This is a genomic window from Actinoplanes sp. NBC_00393 (assembly GCF_036053395.1).
In the GTDB taxonomy this organism is placed as follows: Bacteria; Actinomycetota; Actinomycetes; order Mycobacteriales; family Micromonosporaceae; genus Actinoplanes.
Map to the genome: position 1 here is coordinate 7,369,765 of NZ_CP107942.1, position 19,625 is coordinate 7,389,389.

At 71.7% G+C, this 19,625-nt stretch carries 19 protein-coding genes; 9 read left to right on the forward strand and 10 right to left on the reverse strand.

Features of this window, described 5'->3' with window-relative positions; translation table 11 throughout:
- The first annotated feature begins 157 nt into the window (after window positions 1–157).
- Both ddaH and rocD read left to right on the forward strand, forming a co-directional pair.
- The gene (ddaH, locus tag OHA21_RS34010) at window positions 158–964 is read left to right on the forward strand and encodes a dimethylargininase (RefSeq protein WP_328461995.1); all 807 of its coding nucleotides are present in this window, start codon (window positions 158–160) and stop codon (window positions 962–964) included.
- Window positions 961–2,175 (forward strand): ornithine--oxo-acid transaminase, encoded by a 1,215-nt coding sequence (rocD, locus tag OHA21_RS34015; protein ID WP_328461997.1) that lies wholly within the window; start codon window positions 961–963, stop codon window positions 2,173–2,175. The genes ddaH and rocD overlap by 4 nt, the downstream gene beginning before the upstream one ends.
- Before the next feature lie 40 nt (window positions 2,176–2,215).
- Here rocD and OHA21_RS34020 read toward each other — a convergent pair whose 3' ends face one another.
- On the reverse strand, window positions 2,216–3,364 hold the full coding sequence (locus tag OHA21_RS34020) for an FHA domain-containing protein (protein ID WP_328461999.1): 1,149 nt from the start codon (window positions 3,362–3,364) through the stop codon (window positions 2,216–2,218).
- A gap of 140 nt (window positions 3,365–3,504) precedes the next feature.
- On the opposite strand from OHA21_RS34020, the gene OHA21_RS34025 reads away from it, so the two are divergent.
- Window positions 3,505–4,233 carry a hypothetical protein gene (locus OHA21_RS34025; protein WP_328462001.1) on the forward strand — a complete coding sequence of 243 codons (729 nt, stop codon included), beginning with the start codon at window positions 3,505–3,507 and terminating at the stop codon, window positions 4,231–4,233.
- Window positions 4,234–4,335: 102 nt separating this feature from the next.
- Window positions 4,336–5,139, forward strand: a complete 804-nt coding sequence (locus tag OHA21_RS34030) for a hypothetical protein (protein WP_328462003.1) — start codon at window positions 4,336–4,338, stop codon at window positions 5,137–5,139.
- On the opposite strand, the gene OHA21_RS34035 is transcribed toward OHA21_RS34030, so the two are convergent.
- Window positions 5,118–6,173: a 1-acyl-sn-glycerol-3-phosphate acyltransferase gene (locus OHA21_RS34035; protein ID WP_328462005.1), complete on the reverse strand. Its 1,056-nt coding sequence runs from the start codon at window positions 6,171–6,173 to the stop codon at window positions 5,118–5,120. The genes OHA21_RS34030 and OHA21_RS34035 overlap by 22 nt on opposite strands.
- Window positions 6,173–7,027: a patatin-like phospholipase family protein gene (locus tag OHA21_RS34040; RefSeq protein ID WP_328462007.1), complete on the reverse strand. Its 855-nt coding sequence runs from the start codon at window positions 7,025–7,027 to the stop codon at window positions 6,173–6,175. Before OHA21_RS34040 ends, OHA21_RS34035 begins: the two co-directional genes overlap by 1 nt.
- 83 nt (window positions 7,028–7,110) lie before the next feature.
- Between OHA21_RS34040 and OHA21_RS34045 the strand changes: the two genes are divergently transcribed.
- Both OHA21_RS34045 and trxA read left to right on the forward strand, forming a co-directional pair.
- Complete coding sequence (locus tag OHA21_RS34045) at window positions 7,111–7,491, forward strand: MerR family transcriptional regulator (RefSeq protein ID WP_328462009.1); 381 nt, start codon at window positions 7,111–7,113, stop codon at window positions 7,489–7,491.
- Window positions 7,473–7,820: a thioredoxin gene (trxA, locus tag OHA21_RS34050; protein ID WP_328462011.1), complete on the forward strand. Its 348-nt coding sequence runs from the start codon at window positions 7,473–7,475 to the stop codon at window positions 7,818–7,820. The genes OHA21_RS34045 and trxA overlap by 19 nt, the downstream gene beginning before the upstream one ends.
- Here trxA and OHA21_RS34055 read toward each other — a convergent pair.
- The 7 genes from OHA21_RS34055 to OHA21_RS34085 all read right to left on the reverse strand — a co-directional run bounded on the left by OHA21_RS34055 (window position 7,817) and on the right by OHA21_RS34085 (window position 17,060).
- A complete protein-coding gene (locus OHA21_RS34055) occupies window positions 7,817–8,032 on the reverse strand; it encodes a hypothetical protein (RefSeq protein WP_328462013.1) in 216 nt (71 codons plus the stop codon). The two genes, trxA and OHA21_RS34055, sit on opposite strands and share 4 nt — an antisense overlap.
- Window positions 8,033–8,066: 34 nt before the next feature.
- Window positions 8,067–11,261 (reverse strand): cyclic nucleotide-binding protein, encoded by a 3,195-nt coding sequence (locus OHA21_RS34060; protein ID WP_328462015.1) that lies wholly within the window; start codon window positions 11,259–11,261, stop codon window positions 8,067–8,069.
- A gap of 218 nt (window positions 11,262–11,479) precedes the next feature.
- A complete protein-coding gene (locus tag OHA21_RS34065) occupies window positions 11,480–13,099 on the reverse strand; it encodes a trypsin-like peptidase domain-containing protein (RefSeq protein WP_328462017.1) in 1,620 nt (539 codons plus the stop codon).
- Window positions 13,100–13,138: 39 nt separating this feature from the next.
- On the reverse strand, window positions 13,139–14,692 hold the full coding sequence (locus tag OHA21_RS34070; RefSeq protein ID WP_328478706.1) for a PAS domain-containing sensor histidine kinase: 1,554 nt from the start codon (window positions 14,690–14,692) through the stop codon (window positions 13,139–13,141).
- A 36-nt stretch (window positions 14,693–14,728) separates the two neighbouring features.
- On the reverse strand, window positions 14,729–15,442 hold the full coding sequence (locus OHA21_RS34075; protein ID WP_328462019.1) for a response regulator transcription factor: 714 nt from the start codon (window positions 15,440–15,442) through the stop codon (window positions 14,729–14,731).
- 98 nt (window positions 15,443–15,540) lie between these two features.
- Window positions 15,541–16,302 carry a lysophospholipid acyltransferase family protein gene (locus OHA21_RS34080; protein WP_328462021.1) on the reverse strand — a complete coding sequence of 254 codons (762 nt, stop codon included), beginning with the start codon at window positions 16,300–16,302 and terminating at the stop codon, window positions 15,541–15,543.
- A complete protein-coding gene (locus OHA21_RS34085; RefSeq protein ID WP_328462023.1) occupies window positions 16,299–17,060 on the reverse strand; it encodes a GNAT family N-acetyltransferase in 762 nt (253 codons plus the stop codon). The genes OHA21_RS34080 and OHA21_RS34085 overlap by 4 nt, the downstream gene beginning before the upstream one ends.
- 93 nt (window positions 17,061–17,153) lie before the next feature.
- Here OHA21_RS34085 and OHA21_RS34090 point away from each other — a divergent pair, with 93 nt between their 5' ends.
- Genes OHA21_RS34090 through OHA21_RS34100 form a run of 3 tightly spaced genes read left to right on the forward strand, consistent with a single transcriptional unit; the run spans window position 17,154 to window position 19,492 of the window.
- Complete coding sequence (locus OHA21_RS34090; protein WP_328462026.1) at window positions 17,154–17,819, forward strand: hypothetical protein; 666 nt, start codon at window positions 17,154–17,156, stop codon at window positions 17,817–17,819.
- 9 nt (window positions 17,820–17,828) lie between these two features.
- Entirely contained in the window at window positions 17,829–18,725 is an 897-nt protein-coding gene (locus OHA21_RS34095; RefSeq protein WP_328462028.1) for an ABC transporter ATP-binding protein, read from the forward strand.
- Complete coding sequence (locus OHA21_RS34100; protein ID WP_328462030.1) at window positions 18,722–19,492, forward strand: ABC transporter permease; 771 nt, start codon at window positions 18,722–18,724, stop codon at window positions 19,490–19,492. Before OHA21_RS34095 ends, OHA21_RS34100 begins: the two co-directional genes overlap by 4 nt.
- Window positions 19,493–19,625: the final 133 nt, after the last annotated feature.

The window sequence follows — 19,625 nt, forward strand, 5'->3', positions numbered from 1 at the left end:
ACGCGGTGAGGGAGTGGCGGTTCGCCACTCCCTCAGCGCGTCTGCGGGCCCTACGCAACGATTCGCCGCGCGCCCGGGCGATCACGCAACGATCCGGCGCGGTACGCATGGTTGATCCAGAGCATTCGGCAGGGGTTCCCGCCTAGCGTTTTCTTCCATGACGTTCCACGCCTCGCCGCGCCGATACCTCATGTGCCGGCCCACCCACTTCGCGGTCACGTACCGGATCAACCCGTGGATGGATCCCACGGCGCCGTACGACAACGCGCTGGCGATCAGCCAATGGGAGAACCTGCGGCAGACGTTCCTCAGCCTCGGGCACACCGTCGACCTGATCGACCCGCTGCCCGGCCTGCCCGACATGGTCTTCGCCGCGAACGGCGCCACCGTGGTCGGCGGGCGGGTGCTGGGCGTGCAGTTCCGGGACGCCGAGCGGGCCGACGAGGCCCCGGCGTACTCCGCCTGGTTCCGTGAGCGCGGCTTCGACGTGCACGAGCCCAAGCACACCAACGAGGGCGAGGGCGACATCCTGCTCGCCGGTGACCTGCTGCTCGCCGGCACCGGATTCCGGACCGCCCACGCGTCGCACGCCGAGACGCAGGAGGTCCTCCAGCGGCCGGTGATCACGCTGCAGCTGGTCGACCCGGCTTACTACCACCTGGACACGGCGCTCTGCGTGCTGGACGAGACCAACATCGCGTACCTTCCGCAGGCCTTCTCGCCGGGTTCGCAATCCGTGCTCCGGCAGCTGTTCCCGAATGCGATCATCGCAACGCCGGAGGACGCGGCGGTGCTCGGCCTCAACGCGGTCAGCGATGGCCGTACCGTGGTGCTGGCCGAGCAGGCCACCCGACTGGCCGCGGCCCTGCGCGCGGCCGGCTACCAGACCATCGGGGTCGACATGTCCGAGCTTCGCAAGGCCGGCGGTGGACCGAAGTGCTGCACGCTGGAGGTGCGCTCATGACGACTGTCGAGTTCCGTACGCCGGGCGCCCTGGAGGACGCCGAGCGCTGGACCGCGCACAACTACCACCCGCTGCCGGTGGTCGTCGCCGAGGCCGAGGGCGCCTGGGTGACCGACGTCGACGGCCGCCGCTACCTCGACTTCCTGGCCGGATACTCCGCGCTGAACTTCGGGCACCGCCACCCCGGGCTGATCGCCGCGGCGCACGCCCAGCTGGACCGGGTCACGCTGACCAGCCGCGCGTTCGTGCACGACCAGTTCGCCACGTTCTGCCGGGGGCTCGCCGAGCTCTGCGGCAAGGACCTGGTGCTGCCGATGAACACCGGCGCGGAGGCGGTGGAGACCGCGATCAAGGTGGCCCGCAAGTGGGGTTACCGGGTCAAGGGCGTGGCCGACGAGCGTGCCGAGATCATCGTCGCCGGCGGGAACTTCCACGGGCGTACGACAACGATCGTCAGCTTCTCCGACGATCCGGACGCGCGGGCCGACTTCGGGCCGTACACGCCGGGCTTCGTGATGGTGCCCTACGGCGACCTGGCGGCCGTCCGTGCGGCGATCACCCCGAACACGGTGGCCGTGCTCATGGAGCCGATCCAGGGCGAGGCCGGGGTGCTCGTACCGCCCGCCGGCTTCTTCGCCGGGGTGCGGGAGCTGTGCACCGGCAACAACGTGCTGATGATCGCCGACGAGATCCAGTCCGGTCTGGGCCGGACCGGGAAGACCTTCGCGATCGAGCACGACGGCGTCGTACCGGACATGTATGTGCTGGGCAAGGCCCTCGGCGGCGGCATCGTCCCGGTCTCCGCGGTCGCCGCGAACCGGGACGTGCTCGGTGTGCTGCGGCCCGGCGAGCACGGCTCCACCTTCGGCGGGAACCCGCTGGCCTGCGCGGTCGGCACCGAGGTGGTCCGGCTGCTGGCCACCGGCGAGTTCCAGGAGCGGTCGGCCCGGCTCGGGGCACGGTTGCACGCCGGGCTGGAGGCACTGATCGGCAAGGGCGTGGTGGGCGTACGCGGTAGGGGTCTCTGGGCCGGGTTGGACATCGACCCGGCGCTGATGACCGGGCGGCAGGCGTGCGAACGCCTGGCCGAGCGTGGCGTGCTGGCCAAGGACACGCACGGGTCGACGATCCGGCTGGCCCCGCCGCTGGTGGTCACCGAGGCCGACCTGGATCACGCGCTGGCGCAGCTCGCGGCGGTGCTGGCGGGCTGAGCTCGATGGGCGCCGCCGTCGGCGGCGCCCATCGAGAAGGTCAGCGGCCGACCGGGCGGAACGCCATCGTGGGCGCCTCGCCCATCACCGACTCGGGCTGCACGACGCCGCCGCTGGCCCACAGGTTGGACCGGCCGACGTGCACCCCGGCGTAGAGCTCCACCACGTCGTCCGCGGCGAGCACCCGGCTCTCCTCCCGCTTGAGAGTGATCCGGTCCTGGTCGTCGAAGGAGCCGCCGGGCCGGATGCCGCTGCCGTTGGTGCTGATGTCCTGGACGGTCACCTCACCACCGCGCAGGGCGAACCGCACGTGACCGCGACTGATCCACTTGCGGGCGTCGTCGGTGAGCCACTGGCCGAGCATGATCCCGGAACCGCCCTCGGGGGCCCGGCCGACGGTCACCGGCGTCTCCTCGGAGACCACGAAACGCTGCCGGATCACGCCGTCGATGCGTACCGAGAAGACCTCGGTGGCCGGGCGCGCGCCGGTGTCCCGGAGCCGCTCCCCGTGCCGCGGGCAGGTCGGCGCGCCGGCCCGCAGGGTGGGCGGCGGCTGCGCGACCGGGCTGGTGAAGGTACGCATGTCGGCGAACGGGCTGTCCGGGTCGCCACCGTTGCCGTAGCTGTTGCAGTTCGGCGCGGGACAGCTCCACACCCGGGCGAGCAGCCGCTCACCGAGTGGTGAGCGGGACGCCTGCGGCAGCGCCTCTCCGCGGCCCACCCGGGCCACCAGCACCGGCCCGCCGGCGTTCGACACCAGGGCGAGCAGCCGGCCCGGGTCGGTGACCCACGGCCGGCGGTCCCGGAACCGGTCCTCCCGGTCGCGGGTGAGCACCGGAAGCCCCAGCATCTCGGCCACCTCGAGCACCCGGTCCTCGATCTGCGGAACGACCTCGATCTTGCCGTCGTCAGCCCAGCGCCGGACCACCATGCGCTCGTTCGACGTGAGGTCGGTGTCCGAGATGAGACCGCGTGGGGCGATCGCGTAGACGGGGACGTTCTCCTCGGCCACGTGCCGGCCGAGCGCGTCCACCAGAAGGCCGAGGCGTACCAGGCTGGCCGGGCGACCACCATCGAGGTCGGCGTAACGGACGACCTCTGACAGATCAACCACACCCCGGGCCAGAGCCGGGTCGGTGGTGAGCCGGGCCTCGATGGCGTCGAGGACCTTGCTGACCTCGAATCTCACGAGTCCTCCCCTGTGCGTGCGCGTGCGGACCGCTGCGACCCATCATGCCCCGCCCATGATCGTCAAGAAAATCGGCCCGCGATTTGGTGGAGCGGGTCGCTATGGTGGGCGACGCTTCGGACATCAATGAGGGGAAACATATGAAATTTCAGCGTCTGCCGGTTCTTGGGGTTGTGGTCGTCGTCGCGCTCGGGCTGAGCGCCTGCGGCGGGAGCTCCGGCGCGAGTCCGGGTGTCGCCGCGGCCGACCCGATCACCGAGCTCACCGCGGCCGCCGACCGGCTCAAGGACGAGTCGATGAAGATGAAGATGGCCATGTCGGCCGGCATGGAGGCCGCCGGGGCGGCCGACACGGCGAACAAGAAGTTCGACATGACCATGAAGATGTCGATGAGCGGCGAGACCATGGTCATGGCCATCCGGCTCATCGGCGCGGACCTGTACATGCGGTACGAGGGTGTCTCCGGCGGCAAGTGGATGCACGTCGACGCGGCGAAGATCCCGGCCGGCAGCGACCTGAACCCGGAGAACATGGCGAGCGCCGACAAATTCATCTCGGCGGCCACCGGGGTCACCAGAACCGGTGACGGGTCGTACCGGGGTTCGCTGGACATGACCAAGACGCCGGACGCCGACCAGTCGGCCCTGAAGGCGCTGGGTGACAAGGCCGCCGCCGTGCCGTTCACCGCCGAGGTCGACGCGCAGGGCCGGCTCACCGAACTCGTGCTCGACATGAACAGTCTGAGCCCGCTCGCCGGGAAGATCACCACGACGTACTACGACTTCGGCAGCGCAGTGACGGTCCAGAAGCCGCCGGCGTCGCAGGTCGTCGAGATGCCGGCCGAGATGCTCGCCTCGATCACAGCCTGAGGTGTCCGTTTAACCCGCCGTGTCCGTTTGCCGTTCGGCGCGATCGGGAACTCCGCCATCGACCGGCGTCACCCGACCGCCGGCACGGCAGGAGGGATCGACATGCGGACATCACGGTTCGCCGGGATCGGCCTCGCGGCGGCGACCACGGCCGCCCTCGCGATGGCCGGCTGTGCTGACAACGGCGTGGCCGGGCCCGGGGCCTCCAGCTCCGCCTCCGCATCCACGCCGGTGGCCACGGCGCCGTCCGCGGCCGGCTCGGCCGACCCGGCCGCCGTCCAGGCCCTCGCCGACGCCACCGCCAAGCTGGACAGCGAAAGCTTCAAGCTGACCGTCACCGCCGGTGTCGGCTTCCAGCTCACCGCGCTGATCGACGCGCCGAACGGCAACGGCACCGCCGAGCTGAAAGCCTCCGGCACCAACACCGAACTCACCGTGAAGTCGCTGCTGGTCGGCCAGGACCTGTACGCGCAGATCCCCGGCATCACCAAGGGCGACACCTGGACCCACCTCGACATGAGCCGGCTGCCGGACGGCGCGAACACCGGCCTGCGCCCCGGCCGGATCGACCCGGTCGACACCGCCCGGCTGATCAGCTCGACCACCGACGTGCACTCGACCGGCGCGCGCAGCTACGCAGGCACGGTGGATCTGACCCAGGCGACCGGCGTCGCCGGCCTCGACAAGGTGACCATCGAGGGGTACGGCCCGGCCGCTCAGCGGGTGCCGTTCACCGCCGGCCTCGACGAGCAGGGCCGCCTCTCCGCGCTGACGCTCCAGCTGCCGCAGTCGACGGTGCTCGAGGCGCTCTACACCGATTACGGCACAACGGTGACCGCCGCGCGCCCGCCGGCCGCCCAGGTCGTCGAGGCCCCGGAGGACGTTTACCGCGCCCTGGGCGGCTGACCCAGCGGCGTCCACAACGGAACGGTGTCCGGCCGGTTCTCCTCGATCCACGCGTCGATGCGGGCCCACCAGTCGTAGAGCCACTCGATGCGGTCCTGCTCACCGGCCGGCACCTCCTCCGGAGGCACACTCCAGAAACGCATCACCAACCGCTTGTCCATCGGCAGCTCGCGCCAGACGTCGGAGACGCTCAGCATCCGGTCCAGGCCGGTGTGCGCCACGAAGATGACCCCGGCGTCCGGCGCGGCCTCGATCGCGGCCAGCAGCCCGCCCGGTTTCGGCGGCAGCAGATTGCGCAGGCCCTCGGCCTTCACGGCCATGTCATGCAGGCCACGGGCCCGGAGCCGGGCGATGGCGCTGGTCCGGCGGCGCGGGGTGAAGTTGCCGCCCTCCGGGAAGATCACGAAGGCGTCGTTGTGGTCCAGGCCGGTGGCGAGGTCGCCGATCTGCTCCTCGAGAGTCGACGTGCCGGTCCGCCCCGGCGAGACGAACCGGTTGGGCAGCCGGTTGAGCAGCACGTCCACCGCCGGGTCCCACTGCAGCGTCGCCTTCAGGACGATCCGCGGCTCCCGGGCGAACCAGTTGACCAGCGCGTGGATCAGGGTGAACGAGTCACCCGGGCCGGCGTGCCGGCTCACCACGATCTCCGGGCGGCCGGGCTGCGCAGTGTCCGGGTCGGTGCCCACCACGTCGATCGCCAGGTGCAGCGACCAGCGGGCGAACCAGAACAGCGTACGAAGAAAATGCCCGGTGACCACGTAGTGCGCGCGCTGGAACGCGGCACTTCGGATCTTCCACCCGAAACCGGAGGCGACCCAGAGGACGGCGAGCACGATCAGCGCCACCGCGTCCCAGACCAGGTAGACGATGACCAGGAAGACCACCCGTGGCACCCGCAGCCGGCCAGGCATCAGCGGCGAGACGGCCAGCGCGATCAGCAGCCAGACCGGCAGGGTGGTGAGCAGCGCCGACGCGAGCAGCACGACGGCGGGAGCGATCAGCAGACGGCGTACCCAGACCGGCGGCAACCCCATCAACGACCACCCGCCTCCGGCAGCGGATGCACATTGGCCGCGAGGTAGCGACGGGACGCGGTGTACGCGCGACTGATCCGCCGGCCCACCGACGCCATGTCCCGGTACGCCCAAGGGGAGTCGTCCCGGCTCTCACCGCCACCGCTGGGAAGCACATGCACCCGTACATCGTCGGGCAACGAGGCAAGTTCCCGGGCGAACCGGTGCCGGCGGGCGATCTCGAACGCCACCTGAGCCACCTCCCACGGCCGGCGCGGAACGGCGAGCTGCCGCTCCACCCGGCCCACCTGGAGCACGAAGATCAGCTTCGCGCCGACCCGGACCGCCTCGCCGATCGGGATCGAGTTCACGATGCCACCGTCCACATAGTGCTCGCCACCGATCTCCATCGGCGGGAGCAGCCCGGGCACCGCGGAGGAGGCGAGCACCGCGTCGATCAGCGGCCCGCTGTCGAACCAGTGCTCGGCCGCCCGCTCGATGCTGGCCGCGCAACAGCGGAACGGGATCTTCAGATCGGCGAACGCGGCGCCCTCCCCGAGCTCGCCCTCCAGCAGCCGGCGCAGCGGACGCGGCGAGTGCAGATGGGTACGCGCGGCGAAGCGCCGCATCTGGCGGCCGAGCGAGTCGCCGTACACCGCGGCGGCCTCCGGCGACGTCCACAGCCGGACCAGGCGGTCGGTGACCGACTCGGCGGGATCGGCGGCGACGAGTGCGCCGTTGACCGCGCCGATCGACGTGCCCACGACGACGTCGGGGCGGAAGCCGGCCCGGAACAACGCCCGCAGCATCCCGACCTCGACGGCGCCGAGGACACCGCCGCCACCGAGCACGAACGCCACCGGACCGTCGACCATGTGTTCATCCTCCCACGATCTTGCGAGTCCGCCCCGGCGCCGGCGGTTGCCTTGACGCCGACGTCAAGGCATACCGTCGGAGCATGCTGATCGGAGAGCTGGCCGAACGGGCCGGTACCAGCCCGCGGACGCTGCGCTACTACGAGGAGCACGGGCTGGTCCGCCCCAGCCGGGACGGCAACGGCTACCGCCAGTACGACGACGCCGAGCTGCGTGTGGTGCACGAGATCCGTACGTTGCTCGCCGACGGTTTCGGCCTGGACGACATCAAGCCCTTCGTCGCCTGTCTGCGGGCCGGCAACGACGCCGGCCACGTGTGCCCCGACTCGGTGGCGGTGCTGCGCCGCCGGCTGGCCGAGGTGGACGACTACCTCGCCCGGCTCACCGAGGTGCGGGACCGGTTGCAGGACCAGCTGGGCCAAGCGCTCGACAACCGGGAGATCCGATGCCAGATGAATCCCTGACCGACGTCACCGACGACACCTTCGAAGCGGTCGTCAAGCAGTCACCGATCCCGGTGCTGGTCGACTTCTGGGCCGAGTGGTGCCCGCCCTGCCGCCCGATGGCGCAGGTCCTGGCCGAGCTCGCCGAGGAGTTCGACGGGCAGGTACGCATCGTCAAGCTCGACGTGGACGCCAACCCGGAGACCACCCGCGACCACCGGGTGACCTCGATGCCGACCCTGCTCTTCTTCCGCGACGGCGTGGTCACCGCATCCCTCGTCGGCGCCCGCCCGAAGTCGGTCCTGCGCCGGGCTCTGACCAGCGCGACCACCCCGTACGCGAACGTCTAGTCCAACTCGGGCATGGCCACCGGCTGTGGTCGGGGACGGCAGGTGCCGCATTGCACCGCGTCCTCGACCACCAGCGCCTCACTGCGGTCCCGGACCACCGAGCGGGTGACCTCCAGCAGGAACGGCCCGAACCGGGCGTGCTCCGGGCACACGCCCCGCCCGCAGAACCGGCACGTCGCGCGTGCCCCCTCGGCGCAGAACCAGCACAGCATCGCGGCCTTCCTCTCTCTGACGGAGCGGCCGCGGTCAGTCAGACGATGGCGACGGCTCACCGGCCGGGCTGGAGGTCTCCGTCGGTTCCTCGGTGGGTTCCTTGGTCGTCGGGTCGGGGTCCGGCTCGTCCGGGGTGGTGGTCGTCGGGTTCGTGGTCGGCCGGGTCGTCGTACGGGTCGGCCGGGGAGCCGTCGGCACCGTGATCGTCGGGTTAGCGGGCGGCCGGGCGGTGGTGGTCCGGGTCGGGACCGGGTTCGTCGTCCTCGTCGTCGTGGGCTGCACGTCGTCGTTGTTGTTACCCGGGTTGGGCGCCACCGGCGGAGTCGTACCCGGAACGGTGGTCGGCGTGGTCGACGGCGCGACGGGTGACGTGGGGGCGTCCACCGGGGCCGGCGCCTCGGACGGCTCCGAACTCGGGCCGGCCGACGGCGGCGTGACGGCGATGCCGTCACCGCAGTTCAGCTCGGGGCTGCTGGACGAGGTGCCGCCGCCCCCGACAGCGACCCGGCCCTTGGCGACAGCGACCGCCGCCGTGTCGACCGCGTACCAGGCCTGGCCGGTGCTGGTGACGTCACCCTGGGGCCGCCGCACGGTCAGGTGCAACGCTTCGTACGCCCCACTCGAGCTGTTCGTGTCCGCCAGCAGGCGCCCACTGGTCAGGGTCAGCCGGCCGGCCGGCACCTGGTGCCGTCCGGTGTCCACCGCCACCTCGTTCACCTCGGCGCGGGAACCGGGGCAGAGCACCACGGTCGCCCCACCGGGGAAGGTCAGCAGGGCCCGCGACGAGGTGGGCACGTCGATCCGCGCGCCGGCGCTCAGGTAACGCTCGTCACCCTCCTGCAGGCTCTCCGACTCCCGGTCCGCGAGCGCGCTGGCCTGCCCGCGGTCCACGGCGAGCAGCACGCGCTCGCCGGGCATCTCGGCCCAGGCCGGACCGCGGCTGATGTTGAGCCCGACGCTGATCAGGGCGAACACCAGGAGCAGGCTCACGAAGGCCCACATCCGGCGCTCGAAATGACTGTCCACGCCGTACTCCTCGGTGCCGTCCGGCGGACCGGGCGGCACCGCCAGCGGCGGGTGTGCGGCGCCCGGGCGGACCGCGACCGGCGCGCTGGGCCGGATCGCCGGCATCTGCGCGCCCGCGCCGAACCCGCCGACCAGCGGCGGCAGATCGGCGGCGTCCGGAATGATCCAGAGCCGGACCGGGGTACGCGCCTGCGCCACCATGCCGGGACTGCCGTCACCGACCGGGCCGACCAGGGTGCCCCGGCGCAGCTCGACGCCGTCCGGCATCGCGATGACCCCGGACTCGACGACGACCGCATGGGTCGGGCCGTGCAGAACCACCGGCGCGCCGGGGTCCAGGTCGACCGCGTGCGCTCCGGCGATGAGCGCCAGGCGCTGGTCCTCCTCGAGACCGGCGAGCGCCGGGGTGTCGGCGAAGAGTGCCTCGGCCTCCGCGCGTTCCTGCGGCGGCGGCCCGGGCATCGGGCCGACCACAGTGGCCACCGTGGACGCCGGCAGGGCGAGCAGCGTGGCGCCCGCGGCGTGCCAGTCGAGCTGGGCGCTGCGCCCGGTGAGCGCGTTGGCGAGGCCGACCACGCCGCCCGGGCCGACGTGGTGCCGGATGGTGCCGCCCGGGTCGCCGGGACGGCGGCCGTGCATGGCGCCCTCGACCACGACGTAGACGGCGGGCTGGTGTTCGCCGGCGAGCACCAGATGGCGACCGGTCGGCGGGTGCATCCAGCGGGCCCGCGCGGCCAGCGACTGCAGCGCCGGCTCGGCCAGGCCGCCCAGCTCCGAGGCGTGCAGCGCGGCGACCCGGCGGGGCAGGTCGGACTCGCGGTCGTGCTCGGCGGCCCGCTGCCGCCACCGGCTCCAGGCGGTGCCGAGGCGGCCCAGCAGGAAGTAGAACGGTGGCGCGACGATGCCCAGGAGCATCACGAGGAGCAGCAGCTTGCCGAAGAAGCCGGAATACCAGAGGCCGACCGCCAGTCCCTGCACCCGGTCTTTCCAGAGCCGGTAGCCCAGGCCCAGGGCCGCGACCGACCAGAGCACCGCGAGCAGCCCGTACAGGGCGACCAGGCGACCCTCGCGGTCCAGGTTGGACCAGCGGGGACCGCGACGGCGCAGTCGGCCGGACACCCAGGACAGCCCGCGGGCCCGCAGGTCCGGGATCTCCAGCCAGTCCATCAGCAGGTACTGCCCGTCCAGCGGCAGCAGCGGGCTGAGGTTGAAGAACACGTGCAGGTAGAAGAGGAACGCCAGCTTGAAGGCGATCCCGCCGGTGGCCGGGACGGCCAGCCCGATCACCTGGACCAGACCGGCCAGACCGAGCGCGGTGGCCGGACCGGACGCGGTGACCGCGATCCGGGCGCGGCGGCCCGCCATCCAGACGTCGCTGGTGTCGATGAAGACCGAGGGGATGCCGAAGTAGAGCAGCAGCCCGGCGACCGGGACCTCACGCCCGACCCGTTTCGCGGCGAGCGCGTGACCCAGCTCGTGGGCGGCGAGCACCAGCACGTTGAGCAACAGGAGTGCGATCGCACCCAGTAGGTACGAGTCACCCACCAGAAAGAGTGAACGGCTCCCCCGCTGCCAGGTGGCCGCGAACAGGAACACGCCGGCGAGCGCCAGCAGCCCGCCGGCCCCGACCGCGGCGCGGGTGAACAGGAACCGGCCGGCCGACCGGTAGAGGCTGGTGAGCAGGCCGTCGGCCTCGAAGGAGACGACCTGCCGGCCGCGGACCGCGGCGAGCAGCGAGTTGCCGACCCGCTTCGGCAGCGGCTCGCGGACCATCTCCCGCAGCGGCCGGAAAGCGTCCGTCGGGAGCTCTTCCAGCATCCGGTTGGCGGCCAGGTCGGCGACCACCCGGCGGACCTGGTCCGGGGCGAGCCGGCCGGCGATCCGGGCGAACTCGGCGACCAGCCGGGCCACCGTACTGATGCCGTCCATCATCAGCGCCAGCTGATACTCCTCCGGCGTCAGCCGGAGGTACGAGCTACGGCCGCCTTCGTCCGGCGAACGGAGCATCACGTACCGGCCGCCGCGAACCGCGGTCCGGTGCCGGACCTCGATGCCGGGGCGCAGCACGGGACGGGCGCTGGAAGGGTTGAGCCGCTCGGCCACGGTGTGCCAAAGACCGGCGTCGGCGGGTCCGGACGGCACCCCCGGGGCACGGCCGGCCAGGGCTTCCCAAACGCTGGTCCGGGTCTCGACGTACGTCAACTCGCAGGGCCTCTCACTCCGCCGAAGCGAATATCTCCACTGCGGCGGGCGGCGACGGCCAACGCCTGTGGCGAATGGAGATTAGGCGGTCGCCTGGTCAAACGCGAGTCCCGTGCGGCAAATGCGCCCTGTTGGTCTCGAAGGTCGCGAATTACGGCATAGATAGGAATACGGCGGGTGACGCGCCACCCCCGGTCGCGTCACCCGCCGTATAAGCGTTACTGCGCCTCTTGGAGCGTGACCGTGACGGTCTGCTCGTCACCGTTGCGGGTGAACTTGAGGGTCATCTTCTGCCCGACCGTGCCGGCCTGGACCGCCGCCACCAGATCGTCGGAGTCCTCGATCGCCTTGCCGTCGACCGAGGTGACCACGTCACCCTGCTGCAGCTTGGCCTTCGCCGCCGCGCTGTCCCCGGTGATGCTGCTGATCAGCGCGCCGCCGTTCTCCGCGTCGGTGACGCTGACGCCGAGCGCCGGGTGGCTCACCTTCTTGCCCTGCATCAGGGCGTCGGCGACCTGCCGGGCCTTGTTGCTGGGGATCGCGAAGCCGAGGCCGATGTTGCCGGAGCTCGAGCCGGACGTGGCGATCGCCGAGTTGATGCCGACGACCTCGCCGTTGGTGTTGACCAGCGCGCCACCCGAGTTGCCCGGGTTGATCGGGGCGTCGGTCTGCAGCAGGCCGGTCATCGTGGTGCTCGACTGCTGCTGTTGCTGGCCGCCGAACGGATTCTGCTGCTGGTCCTCCTCGCCGCTGGACTGGATGGTCCGGTCCTTGGCGCTGATGATGCCGGCGGTGACCGACCCCTCCAGGCCGAGCGGGCTGCCCAGCGCCAGGACGGTGTCGCCGACCTGGATCTGCGAGCTGTCGCCGAACTTGGCGGCCTTCAGATCGCTCACCCCGGTGGCCTTGACCACGGCCAGATCGGTACGCGGGTCGGTGCCGACGACGCTGGCCGTGGCCTTCGTCCCGTCGGCGAAGATGATGTTCACCGACTCGCCCTGCGCGTTCGCGACCACGTGGTTGTTGGTCACGATGTAACCGTCGGCGCTGAGCACCACACCGGAGCCCTCGCCCGTCCCGGTGGTGATCGAGACGACGCTGTCCTGCACGGCGGCGGCGATCTGGGCCAGCGACGACCGGTCCACCACCCGGGTGACCGAGGAGTTGCCGGTCTGCACGGCTGCCGTGCCGTTGTCGTTGTCCAGGGCCAGTGCGGTGGCGGCGCCGACCCCGCCCGCGCTGAGCGCGATCAGCACGGCGGCCGCTCCGGCCACGAAGATCTTGCGGCCGCGGCCCGGGGTGCGCTGCTCGGTGGCGACCGGCTGGGCCCAGGCGGCGCCTTCGGTGCCGGGCTGCGCCTGGTTGGCCTGCCAGGCGGCGTACGCGGACTGGTGCCCGTAGTCCTGGTAACCGGTCTGCCCGTACCCGGCCGGCGGCTGGTAGCCCTGGTGCGGGTGGCCGTACGGCACCGCGGTGGTCGGGTAGTCCGGGCCGGCCGGCTGCGCCGAGGTCGGCTGCTGCCAGGGCGACTGGGCCCACGGGCTCTGCGGCGGCTGCGGGACCTGGCCGTGCGGCGGCTGAGGCGCGGGCGGCTGGAATGACGGCGGCTGCGGTGCCGGCGGCGCCGACGATTGCGGCGCCGGGGGCTGCGCGACGCCGGGGGCGTAGGCGGCCGAGGGGGCGGCGCCCGGGGAGTGCGGTGCCGCGGACTGGGGAGCGGCTGACTGCGGGGCAACCGACGGCTGCACAGCGGTCGGCTGCTCAGACTCCACCCGCTCCGCGCTGGTGTTGTCAGCGGCGGCGTCCGCGGGCCGCGGGTTGGTCTCGTTCTCGTTCATGTAGGTAACTCTGCCCCGTCGTACTCGTACCGAACTGTGTTAGTCCTGGACGTTTTCTGTGAACCCTTTATCCGCATTTATGGTCGGCAAAGAGACTCGGAACGTTGCGCCCTGGTCCGGTTCGGAAACTACCTCGACGGTTCCCTGGTGTGCCGCCACGATGGCCGCGACGATCGCCAGCCCCAAACCGGTGCCCGTCGCCTCCCGGTCAGTCTTGCGGGTCCGGGCCCCGTCCGCACGATAGAAGCGCTCGAACACCCGCTCCCGCTGCTCCGGGCTCAGCCCCGGACCGGTGTCGGACACCTCGATCACCGCGGTGTCCCCGGCGCCGGCGTGCAGTCGCAGCGTCACCGCGGCGCCCGGCGGGGTGTGCACCACGGCGTTGGTCATCAGGTTGCCGATCACCTGGCGCAACCGGGCGTCGTCCCCGTACGCCACCAGCCGCTCCGGCTCGTCCCGGATCTCCAGGTTGATCTCCCGGTCCGGCGCGGTGGCCTGCGCGGCCTGCACCGCGTCCAGCGCCAGCACCGGCAGCTCGACCGGGGCCAGGGTGAGCGGGCGTTCCCGGTCCAGCCGGGCGAGGAGCAGCAGGTCCTCGACGAGCAGGCCCATCCGGGCGGCCTCGTCCTCGATCCGGCGCACCAGCCGGGCCACCGCCTCCGGGTCGGACACCGCGCCCTGGCGGTAGAGCTCGGCGAACCCACGGATGGTGGTCAACGGCGTACGCAACTCGTGCGAAGCGTCCGCCACGAACTGCCGCATCTTCTCCTCGGACTGCAGCGCCCGCGACTCGGACCGCTGGGCGGCCTCGGCCGCCTGCCGGGCGCTGTGCTCGGCCGCGCGGGCCGCCTGCTCGGACTGTGCCCGGGCGATGAAGGCGGACTCGATCTGGGTGAGCATCGCGTTCAGCGCTACCGAGAGCCGGCCCAGCTCGGTGGTCGGTTCGGCGCCGTCCACCTCGGGGTCGGGCACCCGCTGACTCAGGTCGCCGGCCGCGATCCGGGCGGCGGTCCGCTCGATCTGCACGAGCGGGATCAGGCTCTGCCGGACCATCGCGGCGCCGACCGTGGCGAGCGCGATCAGCACACCCACGCCGACCAGAAAATCGACCCAGATCAGCCGGGCGATGACCGCGTCCACCCCGATCATCATCTGGGCGATGTGCAGAACTTCACCGTTGTTGAGCCGGGCCACCACCATCCGCCACACGTATTCGCCGTTCTGAGAACGGACCGTGTACGGCTCGCCGAGGTGCTCGTTGATCTCCTCCGCACCGGTGAAGAGCGGCGGAAGATCCTCCGGCGTCAACTGGGTGTCGTCATATTTGGGGATGCCGATACCACTGACCGAGGTGCGGGCCACGTAGTAGTCGGGCGGAAGGAAGATCCGGCCGCCCGGGCCCTCATTGAACGCGTTGACCGTCTGAGTACCGAACGACTTCAGCTGCGCGTCCATCCGGTCCAGCATGAAGCGGTTCAACGCGTACGTGCTGGTTGCGCTGATCATGGCGAGCGCAGCGAACACCAGCGTCAAGACCGCCGCGACCAGCTTGGTCCGCAGCGAGATCTTGCGCAGGCTGGTTTGGCGGGGCATCGACTCCCGGACCCGCTCGGCGAGGCTCACCGCCGCCTACACCGCTGGCTTGCGCAGCACGTAACCCACTCCGCGCAGGGTGTGGATGAGGCGCGGCTGCACGTTGTCCACCTTCCGGCGCAGATACGAGATGTACGACTCGACGATGTTGTCGTCGCCACGGAAGTCGTACTTCCAGACGTGGTCGAGGATCTGCGCCTTGGAGAGCACCCGGTTGGCGTTGAGCATCAGGTAGCGCAGCAGCTTGAACTCGGTCGGCGAGAGCTGCACCCGGCTGCCCGCCCGGTAAACCTCGTGGGTCTCCTCGTCGAGCTCCAGGTCGGCGAAGACCAGCCGGGAGGGCTGCTCGTCGCCGGCCGTGGTGCGGCGCAGCACCGCCCGGATCCGGGCGGTCAGCTCCTCCAGGCTGAAGGGCTTGGTCACGTAGTCGTCGCCGCCGAGGGTGAGGCCACGGATCTTGTCGTCCGTGCCGTCCCGGGCGGTCAGGAACACCACCGGGGTCCGCTGCCCACCCTCGCGCATCAGGCGGATCACCTCGAAGCCGTCGAGGTCGGGCAGCATCACGTCGAGCACGACGAGGTCGGGCGAGGAGCTGCGCGCGGCGCTGACGGCGGCGCTGCCGCTGGTGGCGGTGGTGACGTCGAACCCGGCGAAGCGCAGGCTGGCGGAGAGCAACTCGAGGATGTTGGCGTCGTCCTCGACGACGAGCAGTTTCGCCTCGCTCTGCTTGGGCTGGGTCTGGGTCGCCATGCGGTCATTGTGTCCCCGGCCGCTGCGCCGGGGCTGCACACTTCCTGAAAATTATCTGTGAGCGAGAGCTTTCATGCCGCTTTCGGGTGGCGGGTGGGTCACGCGGCCAGGCGATATCCGGACCCGCCGAGGCTGGCCTGCGCGGCCCGGGCCAGCACGCGGCGGTCGGCGCCGGCTTCCGGGCGCAGCGCCGGCGCGGCCACCAGCGTGACGGTCAGCCGGCGGACACGGGCCACCCGCACCACCGAACTCCAGAGGGTGTCTCCGCCGACGAACGCCGCCTCGGTCGAGTCATAGGTGATCGAGATCGGGACGACCGGCGCGCCGGCATCGATCGCGGCCTGGAAGAGAGCGGGACGAAACCGGCCGTGTTCGGCGCCGCAGAACGTCGTACCCTCCGGAAAGACCGCAACCGACCGCCCGGCTCGCAACGCCCCGGCCACCTCGCCCACCGTCTGCGGCAGCGCCCGGGGCCGGGAGCGATCGATGAAGATCGCGCCGGCCCGCCCGGCGGTGGCGCCGATCCCCGGCCAGGCCCGCACGTCGTGCTTGGCCACCAGGCGCACCGGCCGCACCGCCGTGAGCGCCACGATGTCCAGCCAGGAGACGTGGTTGGCGACCAGCAGGCTGCCGGGCCGCGGCACCGGGCCGCGCCACACCATCCGGACACCGAGAGCCGCGAGCATGGCGCGCGACAGGCGGCCGAACGCGGCGCCACCCAGCAGAGACGCCGGCAGAAGACCCCCGAGGAGTACGCCGAGCAGCGCCGCCACCCGGACCACAGCGGAGACCGGGCTCGCGGCGGGACGCCCGCCGTCCCGGCACCGGTCCCCGCACTGCGAGCTGGGATGCCAGATCATCGCGTCGCGCCCAGGAAGTGCCGGCGATAGCGGGGGTCCAGCCGGTCCATGGAGAACAGCACGTAGAAGTCGGCGCAGTCGAAGTCCGGGTCGTACGCCGGTTCGCCACAGACCCAGCTGCCCAGCCGCAGATAGCCGCGGAGCAGCGGGGGCACCGCCACCTTGGGGTCGGCGACCAGGTCCTCCCCGGGCACCCAGGGGCGGCGCGGGCGGACCCGCAGGGCCGGCGGTGAGAGGTGCTTGGCGTTGAGCCGGGCGCGCACCCCGGCGGCGACGTGGCCGCCGTCGGCGAGCGGCACCGAGGCGCAGCCGCCCAGCCAGCGCAGGTTGTTGAGGTGCAGGTACCGCGCGATGCCGGCCCACATCAGGTTGACCACGGCGCCGGAGCGGTGGTCCGGGTGCACGCAGGAGCGGCCGATCTCGACCAGGTGGTCGCGCAGCGGCCGCAGCGCGCTCAGGTCGAACTCGGTGTCGGCGTACCGGCGGCCGGCCAGCTCGGCGGCCCGTGGGGACAGCATCCGGTAGGTGCCGACGACGGCTCCGGTGGCGTCGTCCCGGACGATCAGGTGGTCGCAGTAGGCGTCGAAGCCGTCGGCATCGAGCCCGGCGGCCGCGCCCGGGAGGTTCGCTCCGAGTTCGCCGGCGAAGACGTCGTGGCGCAGACGCTGCGCGGCCTCGACGAGGCTCGCGTCGTCCGCGAGGAGGAGGGTGTAGCCGCTGGTCCCGGTGGGTGCGGCGGCGGTCATCAGAACTGCCATGAGAACTGTGTAAGGGCGACGTCTGCCGATGGAGTGTCGGGTCAGGTAGTGATGTGTGACCGCTGGATGAACGACGTGTGCGAAGGTCGGTGGATGCTGATTCCGGCTCGCTTCAACGGCCCTCCCGGCACCGGCAACGGCGGCTGGTGCTCAGGCGTCTTCGCGGTCGCCGCCGGCGCCCGCACCGGTGGCCCGCCGTTCCAGGTCACCTTGCGCGTGCCGCCGCCCCTGGAGACCACGCTGGAGCTGCGTGACGACACGGTCCTCGCTGGCGACACGCTGGTCGCCGAGGTGCTCGAGGTGGCCGGGGTGGGGGACGACGTCCCGCCGGTCCCGCTCGCCACGGCCGTCGAGGCCTCGCGCGGCTATCCCGGCTTCGTCACCCATCCCTTCCCGACCTGCTTCGTCTGCGGCCCGGGACGGCCGGGCAAGGACGGTCTGGAGATCTTCCCGGGCGTCCTGCCGGACGGGCGTACCGCGGCGCCGTGGACCGTTCCGGACGACGTGTCGGTGCCCACCCTGTGGGCCGCGCTGGACTGCCCGGGCGGGTGGGCGGCGATCGCCCGGGGTCAGGCGTACGTGCTGGGCCGGATCGCGGCGCGGGTCGACGCCCTGCCGGCACCCGGCGCGGAGTGCGTGGTGGTCGGCGCCGCGTCCGAGATCGCCGGGCGTAAGGCGACCGTCGACTCCACCGTCTACGGGCCCGGCGGACAGCGCCTCGCGTCCGCACGGGCCACATGGATTGCGGTGATCAAGTAAGTTGCCGCCATGATCGCGGTCGAGCACCTCACCAAGCAGTACCGCAAGCTGCGTGCCGTCGACGACCTGTCGTTCGAGGTGCGGCCCGGCCGGGTGACCGGTTTCCTCGGGCCGAACGGCGCCGGCAAGACCACCACGCTGCGGATGCTGCTCGGCCTGGTCACCCCGACCGCCGGTGAGGCCACCATCGACGGCCGCTCTTACGCCGACCTGACCGACCCGATCCGGCACGTCGGCGCGGTGCTGGAGGCGTCCGCCGCGCACCGCGGCCGGACCGGGCGCGACCATCTGCGGGTGGTCTGCCAGGCCGCCGGGTTGCCGGCGGGCCGGGCCGACGAGGTGCTCGACCTGGTCGGGCTCCAGCCGGCCGCGCACCGCAAGTTCAAGGGCTACTCGCTGGGCATGCGGCAGCGGTTGGGCATCGCCACCGCGATGCTCGGCGACCCCGGCGTGCTGATCCTGGACGAGCCGGCCAACGGGCTCGACCCGGAGGGCATCCGCTGGATGCGTGACCTGCTCAAAGGCCTGGCCGCCGAGGGCCGGACGATTATGGTCTCCAGCCACCTGCTGGCCGAGATGCAGCACCTCGCCGACGACGTGGTGATCGTGGCGGCGGGGCGGCTGGTCCAGCAGGGCCCGGTCGCCGACGTGCTGGGCGGCGGCGAGGCCGCGCAGGTCCGGGTGCGTACCCCGGAGCCGGACCGGCTGGCCGCCGCGATCGAGGAGGCGGGGTTGTCGATGCACGGTGAGGCCGACGGTTCGCTGCTGGTGATCGGCGCGGAACCGGCCCAGGTCGGGCAGCTGGCGTTCCGGGCCGGGGTGGAGCTGCACGAGCTGACCGGTGAACGGGTGGACCTGGAACAGGTGTTCCTGGACCTGACGGCCGGGAAGGCGGCGATCCGATGAACCTCGTCCGTGCCGAACTGCTGAAGGTCCGGACCACCTCGCTGTGGTGGGGCTTCGGCCTCCTGCTGCTGCCGCTGTGGTGCATGGCCCTCTTCTTCAACTGGGCCGACGCCAGCAGCCAGCCACCGGACAACGCGCTGGGTGTGGCCGTCAACCTCACCACCAGCGGCCAGTTCTTCGGGATCCTGGTGGTGCTGCTGCTCGGCGCGATCATGGTGACCAGCGAGTTCCACCATCTGACCGCGACCACCACGTTCCTCACCACGCCCCGCCGGGAGCACGTGATCCTGGCCAAGTTCGGCGCCGCGATCATCGTCGGCCTGGGCGTCTGGGCGCTGGTCACCGTGGCGAACCTGATCGTCACCCCGGTCGTGATGTCGGATCTCGGCCTGCCCGGGCAGCTCGGCGCGGCCGAGGTCTGGCAGGCGGTCGGCCTCAACGCCGTCGCGTTCGCGCTCTGGGCGATCCTCGGCGTCGGATGCGGGGTGCTGATCCGCAGCCAGCTCGGTGCGACGCTGATCCTCACGACGCTCTACGTGCTCGGCTCCGCCGTGGTCACCGCGCTCTTCGTCGTGCTGAGCGACTACCTCCCCGGCCTCGAGAAGCTGGACTTCCTGGTGCCGACCGTCGCGTCGGATCTGATGATCACCGGGCAGGACCTGCCGAGCGGTCCCGGCCGCTGGACCGGCGCGGCGGTGCTGATCGCGTACGCCGTGGTCGGCGGAGGCCTCGGAACGCTGCTCGTCCGTCGGCGCGACATCGGCTGACAAACCGGGCGCGTCAGCAAAGCTTGCGGGCCGTGTAGGTCACAGAGCGGACGTCCGAGCGGACAGCGCTCGTACACGGCGTAGCCTGGACACCGAATCCTACCCGTCCCGCGTGACGGAGCAGTCACGTGAT